The sequence below is a fragment of the Novosphingobium sp. FKTRR1 genome (assembly GCF_020404405.1).
Lineage (GTDB): Bacteria > Pseudomonadota > Alphaproteobacteria > Sphingomonadales > Sphingomonadaceae > Novosphingobium.
In genome coordinates this window covers 205,166-217,795 of sequence record NZ_JAIZDA010000003.1, presented here as the reverse complement: position 1 = coordinate 217,795, position 12,630 = coordinate 205,166, and the positions used below count along the sequence as shown (strand labels likewise).

Annotated in this window: 10 protein-coding genes; 4 read left to right on the top strand and 6 right to left on the bottom strand. The window is 63.6% G+C overall.

Annotation, left to right across the window (positions count from 1 at the left end; translation table 11 throughout):
• Nucleotides 1-13: 13 nt before the first annotated feature.
• From LDN95_RS04675 to LDN95_RS04650, 6 genes are all read right to left on the bottom strand, one after another.
• Nucleotides 14-1,216, bottom strand: coding sequence for an MFS transporter (locus tag LDN95_RS04675; protein ID WP_226016481.1), 1,203 nt, complete (start codon nt 1,214-1,216; stop codon nt 14-16).
• A gap of 104 nt (nt 1,217-1,320) precedes the next feature.
• Entirely contained in the window at nt 1,321-2,085 is a 765-nt protein-coding gene (locus LDN95_RS04670; RefSeq protein ID WP_226016480.1) for an SDR family oxidoreductase, read from the bottom strand.
• The gene (hisD, locus tag LDN95_RS04665; RefSeq protein WP_226016479.1) at nt 2,082-3,407 is read right to left on the bottom strand and encodes a histidinol dehydrogenase; all 1,326 of its coding nucleotides are present in this window, start codon (nt 3,405-3,407) and stop codon (nt 2,082-2,084) included. Before hisD ends, LDN95_RS04670 begins: the two co-directional genes overlap by 4 nt.
• A 62-nt stretch (nt 3,408-3,469) precedes the next feature.
• Nucleotides 3,470-4,456, bottom strand: a complete 987-nt coding sequence (locus LDN95_RS04660) for a fumarylacetoacetate hydrolase family protein (RefSeq protein ID WP_226016478.1) — start codon at nt 4,454-4,456, stop codon at nt 3,470-3,472.
• A 131-nt stretch (nt 4,457-4,587) separates the two neighbouring features.
• Nucleotides 4,588-6,003: an aldehyde dehydrogenase gene (locus LDN95_RS04655; protein ID WP_226016477.1), complete on the bottom strand. Its 1,416-nt coding sequence runs from the start codon at nt 6,001-6,003 to the stop codon at nt 4,588-4,590.
• Nucleotides 6,004-6,106: 103 nt separating this feature from the next.
• Nucleotides 6,107-6,961 carry a fumarylacetoacetate hydrolase family protein gene (locus LDN95_RS04650; protein WP_226016476.1) on the bottom strand — a complete coding sequence of 285 codons (855 nt, stop codon included), beginning with the start codon at nt 6,959-6,961 and terminating at the stop codon, nt 6,107-6,109.
• 249 nt (nt 6,962-7,210) lie between these two features.
• On the opposite strand from LDN95_RS04650, the gene LDN95_RS04645 reads away from it, so the two are divergent.
• The 4 genes from LDN95_RS04645 (at nt 7,211) to LDN95_RS04630 (ending at nt 12,621) form a co-directional block, all read left to right on the top strand.
• Complete coding sequence (locus LDN95_RS04645) at nt 7,211-7,972, top strand: cytochrome b (RefSeq protein WP_226016475.1); 762 nt, start codon at nt 7,211-7,213, stop codon at nt 7,970-7,972.
• Nucleotides 7,973-8,402: 430 nt separating this feature from the next.
• Nucleotides 8,403-10,085: an ABC transporter ATP-binding protein gene (locus LDN95_RS04640; RefSeq protein WP_226016474.1), complete on the top strand. Its 1,683-nt coding sequence runs from the start codon at nt 8,403-8,405 to the stop codon at nt 10,083-10,085.
• The gene (locus tag LDN95_RS04635) at nt 10,082-11,194 is read left to right on the top strand and encodes an HlyD family secretion protein (protein ID WP_226016473.1); all 1,113 of its coding nucleotides are present in this window, start codon (nt 10,082-10,084) and stop codon (nt 11,192-11,194) included. The genes LDN95_RS04640 and LDN95_RS04635 overlap by 4 nt, the downstream gene beginning before the upstream one ends.
• Nucleotides 11,191-12,621, top strand: coding sequence for a TolC family protein (locus LDN95_RS04630; RefSeq protein ID WP_226016472.1), 1,431 nt, complete (start codon nt 11,191-11,193; stop codon nt 12,619-12,621). Before LDN95_RS04635 ends, LDN95_RS04630 begins: the two co-directional genes overlap by 4 nt.
• Nucleotides 12,622-12,630: the final 9 nt, after the last annotated feature.

Genomic DNA, 12,630 nt, shown 5'->3' with positions numbered 1-12,630 from the left:
CCCCAGCCCAAACCTAAACCGCCTTCCCAGCCGATCCGCGAAGCCGCCCCAACAGGGCGAACGCTGCAGCCGCAAGGCACAGGATGCCCAATGTCTGCAGCGTTGCGGGAAGGTTGCCATCGTTCTGATGACGCATGTAGGCAACCGCCTGGCTGCTCAACGGCTGCCCGAGCCACCATCCGCTCATGAACAGACCCGTTCCCCGGCCCCGCACCTCGAATGGCAGCCGCCCCATCGCCCACACCACAAGAGCCGGCAGAAGCATGCCCGATCCGATCTGGTTGATGACGAGCCACCCTGTGAATTGTCCCACCGTCGGCGCATGGTTCATCAGCACATAGGACAGGCCCAGCAGACCGAATGCGCACAGCAATTGCGCAGGAACAACCAGCCGTGCCGTGAACTGCCGGTAAAGCAGCGTTCCGCCAGCCACCGACAACCCGGCAAGGCTGCTGAAGAACCCCAGCGCGCTTGGGCTGCTGATACCGTAATAGTCGTTGAGCACGTTGCTCACCTGGATTTGCATGGTGAAGAACATGGTGCCACCAAACACCGCCAGCATGGCAATCGGCATGATCGCGCGCCAAGGAAAGCGCCCGTCCGCACTCGCGGCTTGCTCGCTCAGCTCGTCGCGCTTGCTCGGCTCCCACGTCCAGATGGCCAAAGCTCCCGCGAACAGGATGCTGACGCCGTATGCAGCAAAGGCCGCACGCCAGCCGAAAATGCCCAGAGCGCCGCCCAGCAAAGCCAGCACAATCGAGGCCAGCGAGGCCACGGCCGTCTGGTTTGCCAGCCACTTTTCCCGCTCCCGGCCGTGGAAATAATCGCCGATCAGGGTCGTGCTCGCTATGACCACCAGCGCTTCCATCGCGCCCAGAACCGCGCGACTGATGATGATCGAAATCAGGCTTTCCAGAAAGATCGGCATGATGCCGACAAACGCATAGATCACCAGCGCGGCGATGCAGGTGGTGCGTCGTCCGAAGAAATCGACCACAACTCCGGCAACCGGCGACAGCAAAGCGACGCACAGCGCTGGCAGGGTCAGCATCAGCGGCACGAGATATTCAACCCCCGGCACATCCTTGTAATGCGCCATCATGCCCGGCAGGACCGGCACCAGGATGATCAGTCCCATCACCGCCATCGTGATCGGCAGCAGCAACAAGATGCCCTGCAATGTGCCGGCTTGGCGTTCTGAGACTGATATTGGCATAGGCCCGGTTCCTCGATGCGATCGTCGTGGACAGCCTATTGCGGCAACGCAGCCCGAGTTAGGTGCATAGATTCAGCGCAGCCGGACTGCTTGCAGCCGCCGTGTCAATCAGCGGTCCAGCCGCCATCGACCACAAGGCTGCTGCCTGTCATCAGGGCCGAGGCATCGGACGCAAGGAACAGCACGGCCCCCATGATGTCCTCCACCTGCCCCACCCGCCCCAGCTTGATCTTGGCCAGAACGCTGGCCGTGAAGGCGGCGTCCTCGAAAAACGGCCGGGTCAGCGGCGTTTCGATGAACGTCGGCGCGATCGTGTTAGAGCGGATTCGGTGGGGGGCAAGATCGAGCGCGATGGCCTTGCTCAACCCTTCCAGCGCCCATTTCGAGGCACAGTAAAGCGAACGGTTGATACCGCCGACGTGCCCCATCTGCGAGCCCATGTGGATCAGTGAACCGGCAATGCCTTCATCGATCATGCGCTGCGCTGCCGCCTGCGCGACGAAGAACGCGGCTTTGACATTCAGATCGATCACCGCATCGTAGTCGGCTTCGCTGACCTGCGTCATCGGCTTGGGCCGGTTGGTGCCGGCGTTGTTGATCAGCACGTCAAAGCCCGGCCGTTGCGCGAAGAACGCGGCAACGGCAGCGAGATCGGAAACGTCGAGCCGCGCGGCCTCGGCACGGCCGCCCGCCGCGGCAATGTTCGACGCCGCCGCCTCGACCTCGCCCAGACTGCGCGCGACCAGCGTGACATGGGCCCCCGCCTCGGCCAGCGCCGCTGCACAGGCAAGCCCGATGCCGCGCCCCGCGCCGGTCACTACGGCGCGGCGACCATCAAGCCGGAAGCTGGGGGTGACCGGCAGGGTCACAGCGCCTCGCGCGGGGCAGCCTTGCCAGCGTAGGGCACGTTGACATGGCCGTAGCGGCGGACCCGGATGTTGGCCTGCTCGCCGTGCCCGGCGAAGCCCTCAAGCGCGCAAAGCCGACTGCAATATTCGCCGATCATCGCCGACGCTTCATCGGTAAGCACGCGCTGGTACGTGCAGGTCTTGATGAACTTGCCCACCCACAGGCCGCCGGTATAGCGCGCCGCCTTGCGCGTCGGCAGCGTGTGGTTGGTGCCGATGACCTTGTCGCCAAAGCTGACGTTGGTCCGTGCCCCCAGAAACAGCGCGCCGTAATTGGTCATTTTCTCAAGGAAATAGTTCGGGTCAGCGGTCATCACCTGGACGTGCTCGGAAGCGATCTCATCGGCAATGCGGACCATCTCGGCATCATCCTCGGCGACGATCACCTCACCGAAGTTTTCCCACGCGCGGCGCGCGATATCGGCCGTCGGCAGAATTTCGAGCAGCCGGGCGATCCACGCCATCGTCTCGTGCGCCAGCTTTTCGGACGTGGTGAGCAGCACGGCGGGGCTGTCGGGCCCATGCTCGGCCTGACCGAGCAGGTCGGTCGCCGCCAGTTCGCCATCGCAGCCGATCTCGTCGGCAATCACGAGTGTTTCGGTCGGCCCGGCAAACAGGTCGATGCCGACCCGGCCGAACAACTGCCGTTTGGCTTCGGCAACGTAAGCATTGCCGGGACCGACCAGAATGTCGACCGGGGCGATCGACTGGGTGCCCAGCCCCATCGCGGCCACGGCCTGAATCCCGCCCAGACAATAGATCTCGTCCGCCCCGGCGAGCGCCTGCGCGGCGACGATCGCGGGAGCCGGCTTCCCGCCGAACGGTGGCGCGCACGTAACGACGCGCGGAACGCCCGCGACTTTGGCTGTGATCACCGACATATGAGCGGATGCGAGCAGCGGATATTTGCCGCCCGGGACGTAACACCCGGCGGCGCTGACCGGCAGGTTCTTGTGGCCAAGCACCACGCCGGGCAGGGTTTCCACCTCGACATCGTGGATGCTTGCCCGCTGGATCTGCGCGAAATTGCGCACCTGAGCCTGCGCGAACTCGATATCCTTCAGGTCTTGCGGCGAAAGTGTGTCGATGCACGCCTGCACCTCGTCCGCCGAAAGCCGGTAGCTCTCCCTATCCCACTGATCGAACCGGATCGAAAGTTCGCGCACGGCAGCATCGCCACGCGCCTCGATGTCGCCAAGGATGCCTTCAACGGTCTCGCGCACCTGCCGGTTTGCAGTCGCCTTCGCCTCAACCGTCGCCCCGCGCTTCAAATAGCGTGCCATCCGCTTTTTCCCTTGTGCCTAACTATGAAAACCTCCGACCCGGGCGCAGCCTGCCGCCCTCGTCAGAGGTCTGCCTGAACGTAAGCCTGATCGATCGCGCCAAAGATTGACCGTCCATCGACATCGAACATCTCGATGCGAACACGGTCGCCAAAGTGCATGTAAGGTGTGACCGGGTGGCCATGGTCGATCATTTCAATGGCGCGGCGCTCGGCGATGCAGGCAGAGCCGACCTCCCGATAGTTTGCGTTGGAGATCGTGCCCGTACCGATCAGCGTACCGGCCGCCAGATTGCGCGTCCTTGCGGCATGCTGGACCAGCTCACCGAAGGAAAAGCCCATTGCACCGCAGTCCGGGCGGCCGAATTGCGCACCGTTCCAGTGGATATGCATCGGCAGATGCACCCGCCCATCCCGCCAGGCATCACCCAGTTCGTCAGGGGTCACCGCCACGGGACCGAAGCTGGTCGCGGCTTTCGATTGCAGAAAGCCGAACCCGGTCTTTATCTCCTTGCCCGCGATCGCGCGCAGGCTGGTATCGTTGGCAAGCATCAACAGACGGATGTGGGGGTCGGCCGCGACGGCCTTGGTGCCCATCGGCACGCGGCCCAGAATGGCGACCAACTCTGCTTCGAAGTCCATGCCATCGTCGGCGCTGGGCAGTCGCAGATCGTCACAGGCGCCAAGCAGTTCGTCGCCGGCCCCCTGGTACATCAGCGGCACGGTGTGCTTGTCAGTCGGCGGGTCGAGACCGAACACCGTCTCCATCAGATCGCCGTGCGAATGGAACGCCGATGCATCAAGCCACTGCCATGCCCGAGGCAAGGGTGCGGCGGCGCGCAACGGATCGAACGAGTCCGATTGCGCGCCTTCATCCGCATTGAGCGCCTCATACACGTGCATCAGCAACGGGGCGGCCCGATCCCAGTCCTCGATTGCCGCCTGCAGCGTCGGTGCAATGCCGTGGGCTGGCACCGAGCGGCTGAGATCGCGCGAGACGACATGCAGCACGCCATCGGGTGTACCATCCTTGAGAGTTGCAAGTTTCATAAACGATCGCCTTCATGGCCAAGGCCCGGACACGCATTGGGCCGGTCGGCGATTTGCTTACGATGACTGACCCGCCGAAGTTAGGTGCCGGGATTCATCTGCGCGCAGCCCCAATCCCGGCGGACACGCGATCAGATCGGATAGTGTCCGGGCAGCGTCTCAAAAGTGATCCAGCGCAGTTCGGTAAAGGCATCGACGCCCGCCTTGCCGCCGAACCGGCCATGGCCCGAAGCCTTGGTTCCGCCGAACGGCATCTGCGCCTCATCATGCACGGTTGGCCCGTTGATGTGGCAAATGCCTGATTGCACTTGCCGGGCAACGCGCATCCCGCGCGCGATATCCCGCGTGAACACCGCGGCCGAAAGGCCGTAGTCGGTATCGTTGGCAAGTTCGATCGCATGGGCTTCATCGCGTGCGCGGACGATCGCGACGACCGGCCCGAAGCTTTCATCGCGGAACAGCTTCATGGCCGGCGTTACTTTGTCGATCACGTGCGCGGGCATCAGCACGCCTTTTGCATCGCCCGACACCAGCGCTTGCGCGCCTTGCGCCAACGCATCGTCGATCAGCGCCATCACGGTACCGACGGTTTTCAGGTCCACCACCGCACCCAGAGGCGTCTGGCCTTCGCGCGGATCACCGCAGGGCAACGTGCGCACCTTTGCCTCGAACTTCTCGGCAAACGCATCGGCCACGGCCTCGACCACAATGATCCGCTCGGTCGACATGCAGATCTGGCCAGAGTTCATGAACGCTCCGAAGGCCGCCGCCTTTACCGCTTCGTCCAGATCTGCATCGTCCAGCACGATAAGCGGAGCCTTGCCTCCCAGTTCCAGCAATACGGGCTTGAGATGGCCCGCCGCGCGCTGCGCGATAATCTTGCCGACGTGGGTCGACCCGGTGAAATTGATACGGCGGACTGCCGGATGGTCGATCAGAGCCGCAACGATTTCGACGGCATCCTCGGGCGCGTTGCTGATCGATTGCACCGCTCCTTCGGGCAGGCCCGCTGCCGCAAAAGCCTCTACAATCAAGGCATGCGTGCGCGGGCATTGCTCGCTGGCCTTGAGCACCACGGTGTTGCCGCAGGCCAGCGGCATCGCAATCGCCCGAACGCCCAGAATGATCGGCGCATTCCACGGCGCGATCCCCAGCATCACGCCGACCGGCTCACGCAAGGCCATGGCGACGCAACCCGGCTTGTCCGACGGGATCACCTCGCCGCCGATCTGCGTGGTCATCGCCGCCGCTTCGCGCACGATGCCCGCTGCCAGCGCAAGGTTGAACCCGGCCCAGCCTTGCGTAGCACCGATCTCGCCCATCATCGCCGCGATGAACTGAGGCGCGCGCAATTCCAGCTCGTCGGCCGCCTTCATCAACAGTGCACGGCGCGCGTTGGGGCCCATGCCCGACCAGACCGGAAACGCGGCTTGCGCCGCCGCACAGGCCGCATGGACATCGGCAACGGTCGCCGCCGGTGCTGTCGTTGCCACTTCGCCCGTAACCGGATTGCGACGTTCAAAGGTTCTGGTGCCGGTCTGCGGCATGGTGCTCTCCCAAACTCGTGATGCGCAAACTCATGACGGCTGCACGGCCAACCACAGCGCAGCGGTTGGCGGCGATCAGGCCTAGCCCGATCGCCACTGTCCTTCAGGCTTCGTTGACGAACCGGTTCTCGATCGCACCAAGGCCTTCGACGGCCACGCGCACGACGTCGCCGGCCTTCATGAAGCGGTCGCCCGCGATGCCCACGCCCGCTGGCGTGCCGGTGGCGATCAGATCGCCGGGTTCGAGCGTCATGACTTGCGAGAGGTAGGCGATCTGATCGTAGATATCGTAGATCATTTCCCCGGTGCTGGCCCGCTGGCGCTCCTCACCATTGAGTTCCAACGTAATCGTCAACGCATGGGGGTCGGCGATTTCGTCGTCCGTGGTGATCCACGGACCGATCGGCCCATGGGTGTCGAACGACTTGCCGAGCGTAAACGTGGGCGAGCGGAACTGCCAGTCGCGCGCCGTCACGTCGTTGCACACGACGTAACCGGCGATGACCGAACGCGCATCTTCACGCGACACGTGTCGGCAGCGCTTGCCGATCACGACGCCCATCTCGGCCTCATAGTCGACCCTGTCGGGTCCGGCCTTGGGCACGTCCACATCGCCAAACGGACCATTGATGCAGGTGACCTGTTTGTTGAACCAGATCTGGGTTTGCGGCGCGGTCACCCCGGCGGCGGCGGCCTCGTCCACGTGGGACTGGTAGTTCATGCCGATGGCAAGGAACTTGCGCGGATCGGCAATCGGCGCGTCGAGCGTGACCGAGGACAGCGGCCAGGAAGGCGCAGCGATGGCCTCGATGGCATCGCGAACCGTGTCCAGTTGCTCAAGCAGCAGCCGCATCGAGTTGCCGATCTCGGGCACGGCGGCGCTGATATCGACGATCTGGTCGCCCTTCACTTTGCCAAGGCGGGTGTGGCCATCAACGGTAAACCGGGCAAGCTTCATCGATCTCGATCCTTTTCAGAGCATCATCTCGGGCCTCCCGCGCAGCGCCGGGAGGCATAGTCCTGCCAAGGACACCTTCGCCATTCCCGATCCCGATCAACGCGAGCGATCTTTCAGTCTGACTAATTAGTTCAAAGCTGACTGTCTAGTTCAATATTTTTGCGCTAAGGCGACGCCATTGCGCCGATGGGCTTGTCGCAAGAGTGCGGTGCGGGCCGAGCAATCAGGGCGCAAAGCCAAGGAGGAGATATGACCGTGATCGCGGCCGAAAACGATCTGAGCACATCGCGCACGCCGGGCAGCGGCGACGAACGCTACACCCGCGTGGCCATCTACCTGCACTGGATCATCGCCACGTTGATCCTGTGGAACTTGCTGAGCGGGTTCCTGATCTGGGATCTTGCGCGCGACTTCTTCAAGGCCAATCGTCCGCTTTATGGTATCGGCATCACGTTGCATCTGTCTTCGGGAATGACCGTTCTTGCGCTGACGGTGGTCCGCATCGCGTGGCGTTTGATGCACGAACCCCCGGCGCATGCACCGGATATGCGGCCATGGGAACGCCATGCGGCCCACTTCGCGCATTTCCTGCTTTATGCCGGCATGGCGCTCATGCCGCTGACCGGCTGGGCCATCCTGTCGGCGCATCCCCCCGCCGGCTCGCCCGGCGCGCTGGTCGCGCCGTCACCCATGGCCTCCGGTCCCATGGCGTCGGCACAATCGGCTCCGGCAACGCCGTCACCCGGCGGGCGCAAGATGCAGCCGCCGGGAATCTGGTGGATCATTCCATTGCCGACGATTGCGCCTATCGCCGATATCGGCCGCGAACCGGGCGGCGTGGCGCCACAACACAAGCTGCATGAAGACCTTGTGGAATGGCATGAGATCGGTGCTTATCTGATGCTCGCGCTGTTCGCGCTGCATGTGGCGGGAGCCTTGAAGCACCAGATCCTTGATCGCCAACCCGAACTGCAACGGATGGGCTGGCGCAAATCGAAATCGCGCCGCTAAGCAGCTGCGACCGTCGCAAGACTTCGCACGCTTCAGTCTGGCCTAACAAGCCAGCTAACGACGGGAAGGCGCTCTCGAGGTCAATCTTGGGAGCGCCATCTTGCCGCCTATGGATTTTTCCTTTGTATTCTGGATGCTTGCCCCAACTTCTCGCTCCGCCCCTGCCCGGCCCTGCCGAGGCGAGATAAAAGGCAATCAAGCAAAACGAAACCATCTCTATGGATAAGGAAATTCTCCAACATTTGATAATGCATTATTGAAAATCCTCAAATGTTTTCAATAACAACGTATTATTGTGTTGAATAAATTAGAATATCTAAAATCTGTTTCTTAAGTTTCCGGAACATTACATTTTGTGTCCGGGTATTGCTCTGCTTGAAGGGCAAAAGAACGTCGCTATCTGGCCGCTGCAATTGCGAAAGGATGGTGCGTGGCGCGGCAGAATGTGGGGATGCGACAGGTCGGGCGGTGGATTGCGCTGATCCTTGGTCCGGATGGCCCCTATCTGCGGTTGGCGCTGCTTTACGGAGCGGCGATCTCGCTGCTGTCGCTGGCTACACCCATTTCGGTGCAACTGCTGATCAATGCGGTGGCCAATATCGCCATGCCCGCACCGCTTTTCACGCTGTCGGCGATCTTGTTCACGCTGTTGTTGCTGGCAGGCTTGCTCAGCGCTTTGCGTGTCCAGATGATGGCGCTGTTCGAGCGGCGATTTTTCGCGCGGATGATCGCGGAAATCACGTTGCGCGCGGTCCATGCCCGCAATCCATTCTTCCACGATGCGCGGCGCGGCGATCTGTTCAACCGCTTTTTCGACATGGCCACCGTGCAAAAGGCGCTGACCAGCCTGCTCGTCGGAGGCTTTGCCATCGTGCTGCAAGGCGTTGTCGGGCTGGTCGTCACCAGTTTCTACCACCCCTTCTTTCTGGCCTTCAACGTGGTGCTGGTCACGCTGATCGCGCTGATCCTGATGGTCTGGGCGCGCAGTGCCTTTACCACCGCGATCGCCGTCAGCCATTCGAAGCACACTGCAGCGCATTGGTTGCACGGGGTGGGTGGCTCGAACGGTTTCTACAAGTCCAGCCGGCACATGCATTTCGCCATCGACCGGTCCGAAGCGCTGACCGCCGACTATGTGGCAAAGCACCGCGCCCATTTCCGCTATACCTTCACGCAGACCATCTGCCTGCTGTTGCTGTACGCCTGCGCCAGCGCCGGGTTGCTGACGATGGGCGGCCTGCTGATCATCGCCGGGGAACTGTCGATCGGGCAATTGGTGGCGGCCGAACTGATCCTTTCGGGGGTGTTCTATGGCATCGCGCAACTGGGCAGCTATCTGGACGTCTTTTACGATCTGGTCGGCGGGCTTGAGGAATTGTCGCTGTTCTGGGACGTTCCGCAAGAAAGCCCGCCCAAGCCCGATGCCCCCGCATTGCCTGACGGTGCGATCGCCTTTCGCGACGTGGAATATGGCGATTACCACCTGAACTTTTCGGTCGGCAGCGGCGAGCAACTGGCCATTCTGGCAGCGCCCGGCGTCGACCGCGCCGTATCGGTGTTGCTCAAACGGCTGGATACGCCCGCGCGCGGCCTCGTTACCGTAGGCGGTGCGGACATCGGCACGTACGACATGTTGCGTTTGCGCTCGGATGTGGTGGTGCTCGATCGCCCCACGATCGTCGACCTGTCTTTGCGCGACTATCTTCTTCTGGCCAGCGGCGATCGCCATGATGCGATGATCGCGGCGCTCGATCTGGTCGGGCTGGCCGATCGTGTGGGCCAGTTGCCCCAAGGGATGGACACGATGCTCTCGCCACTCGGCTGGCCGCTGGCGGTGGGCGAGACGATGGCGCTCAAGCTGGCCGGCGCCTTGCTCGCGCGGCCGAAGGTGCTGGTGCTCTCTGCGCTGTATGACCTACTGCCACCGCACAGGCTGGACAAAGTGCTGGGCAATCTGCGCCAGACCGGCACCAGCGTCCTGCAATTCACCGGAAGGCCCGAGGGCCTGCAACGCGATGGCTGGCTCTGGCTGGGCAACCGCGAGCAGATCCGCGCCGGGCAACTGGATGACATCCGCCTTGTCGCCGGTTTTTCTGCGGAGGCTCGGGCATGAACCGGTCCGCACACCGCTTCGAACGCTTCACCACACTGCGCGCGATGCATCCGCCCCGCGTCATGCGGGCGATGGCGTGGATGATTGCGCTGACCATTCCGGGCATCGCCGCCTTCCTGATCTTCGTGCCGTGGGTCCAGACGGCTCCCGGACGCGGCGCGGTAACCGCGCTGGACCCGCATGACCGGGTGCAGCAGGTCACCGCCATGGTGCCGGGCCGGGTCGAGCGATGGTATGTCAGCGACGGGCAGGCGCTCAAGGCCGGCCAACCGATCGCGCGCATCGTCGACAATGACCCGGACGTGCTGATCCGCATGGCAGCAGAGCGCAACCAGGTTCTGGCCCAGATCGATTCGGTCGCGCAAGCCATGGCGGTCGCCCGACTGGACGTCGACCGCACCCGCGCGCTGCTTGCCGATGGCCTCGCATCGCGGCGAGACTTTGAAACGGCCCAGATCAAGGTAGCCGACCATGCCGCCAAGCTCGCTGAGGCAAAGGCCAAGCTCAGCCGGGTCGACATCGCGCTCAACCGCCAGTCCGCGCAAGTGGTGCGCGCGCCGCGCGATGGACGGATCCAGGCGATCAACACCAGCGTCAGCGCGGCAGTGGTCAGCGCGGGCGACTGGCTGGCGACACTGGCGCCCGAACATTCGCAGCGCGTGGTCGAACTGCGAATTGACGGACGCGATGTGGCGATGGTGCGACGTGGCCAGCGGGTACGACTGAACTTCGAAGGCTGGCCGGCCATCCAGTTCAGCGGCTGGCCATCGGTGGCGCAGGGCATGTTCGACGGACAGGTTCGGTCGATCGACCCGTCCGCGCTGAACAATGGTCTGTTCCGTGTGCTCGTCGAACCGCTGCCGGGCGCGCGCCCATGGCCGGACAGCGCCTTTGTGCGGTTGGGATCGAAAGTGCGCGGCTGGATCCAGATGGAAACCGTCAGCGTCGGCTACGAACTGTGGCGTCAACTCAACGACTTCCCGCTGGAAATGACACCGCCGGAAAACCCCGGTCCGCGCAAGGGACTGGGCAAGGCGCTGTCCGACAAGGGCGAGAAAACCAAGGACAAAGCCAAGACTAAGGCCGATTATGAGGAGGAGGGCAAGTGATCCGCCAGTTGGCGGGCATCGCGCTCGCCCCTGCCGCGCTGCTCGCCCTTGCCGCTCCGCTCGCCCCTGCCGCGCCGACCGCCAGTGCGGCAGAGTTGAGCTTGCAGCAGGTGTTGCGGTCGTCGGCCGCGCATGCGCCGCAAATTCTCGAGGCCGTCGCGCGCCAGAAACAGGCCGATGCGCGCCTGCTCTCGACGCAAGGTCTGTATGACCTCGTGTTCGAGGGCGATGCGCAATGGCGCGCGCTCGGCTACTATGACAACGCCAGCGCAGAGTTCAGGGCCACCCGCCCGATGACCGGCAATGGCGGCGCCACGTACGCAGGCTATCGCCTGTCGATGGGACCGTTCGCCTCGTACGATGGCAAATCGATCACCAATGGACTGGGCGAGGTGAAAGTCGGCGCGGTCTTTGCCCTGCTGCGCGACCGGCTGATCGACGATCGGCGCGGGCGGATGGCGATTGCCGGGCTCGACACCGAGCTGGCCGAACTTGAGCGCGAGATGGTGGCGGTCGGCGTGCAGCGGCGCGCGATCGAGGCCTATCAGCAATGGGTTGCGGCGGGGCAGCGGCTGCGCATCTATCGCGACCTGCTCGACCTTGCCGCTGCACGGCAGACCTCGATCGAAAAGCAGGTTGGCGCGGGCGCACGACCAGCCATGCTGGCGGTCGAAAATCGGCAGAACATCGTCCGCCGACAGGCCTTGCTGGTGCGCGCCGAACAGGATCTCGAAGTTCAGGCAAACGCGCTATCGCTGTTCCTGCGCGATGAGACGGGGCAGCCGCTGGTGCCGAAGTCGGAAGATTTGCCCGCTGCCCTGCCGCGCCTCGCGATGCCCACGGCAACGCATGAGGACGACGCGATCAAGGCGCGACCCGATGTGCAGATGCTGATGACCCGGTTGCAGCAGGCCTCGACGCGCAGTGCATTGGCGCAGAACGAGCTTCGCCCGCGCCTCGATCTGCGGGTCGAAGGGTCGAAGGATTTCGGGGACGGCGGCCCGCTTGGCTATGTTCGCCAACCGCTCGAGGCGATCGTCGGGGTGCGCTTTTCCGTGCCACTGGAGCAGCGCCAGGCGCGCGGCAAGATCGCCGAGGCCACGGCCGAAACCGACGCGTTGGTCCACCGCCGCCGGTTGCTCGAGCAGCAATTGACGGTGGAGATCGCCAATCTGAAAGCGCAAGTGACCGGCTCCGACAAGCTGGCGCATCTGGTTCTGGACGAGGCTGGCCTCGCCGCGCGCATGGCCGAGGCCGAACGGCGGCGTTTCAGCCTTGGTGCCAGCGATTTCCTGTTGGTCAACTTGCGCGAAGAAGCCGCTGCGGACGCACGGTTACGTCAGGTCGAAGCGGAATATCGGGTGTCGGCATCGCGGGCGGAACTGGTCGCCTCGCTGGTGGACCGGGAGCAATTGGGACTGGAATAGCGCGCCCCG

Bases quoted from the DNA above. Each gene is read 5' to 3' on its own strand.
- LDN95_RS04675 (WP_226016481.1), bottom strand. From the start codon at position 1,216: ATGCCAATATCAGTCTCAGAACGCCAAGCCGGCACATTGCAGGGCATC.
- hisD (WP_226016479.1), bottom strand. From the start codon at position 3,407: ATGGCACGCTATTTGAAGCGCGGGGCGACGGTTGAGGCGAAGGCGACT.
- LDN95_RS04660 (WP_226016478.1), bottom strand. From the start codon at position 4,456: ATGAAACTTGCAACTCTCAAGGATGGTACACCCGATGGCGTGCTGCAT.
- LDN95_RS04655 (WP_226016477.1), bottom strand. From the start codon at position 6,003: ATGCCGCAGACCGGCACCAGAACCTTTGAACGTCGCAATCCGGTTACG.
- LDN95_RS04650 (WP_226016476.1), bottom strand. From the start codon at position 6,961: ATGAAGCTTGCCCGGTTTACCGTTGATGGCCACACCCGCCTTGGCAAA.
- LDN95_RS04645 (WP_226016475.1), top strand. From the start codon at position 7,211: ATGACCGTGATCGCGGCCGAAAACGATCTGAGCACATCGCGCACGCCG.
- LDN95_RS04635 (WP_226016473.1), top strand. From the start codon at position 10,082: ATGAACCGGTCCGCACACCGCTTCGAACGCTTCACCACACTGCGCGCG.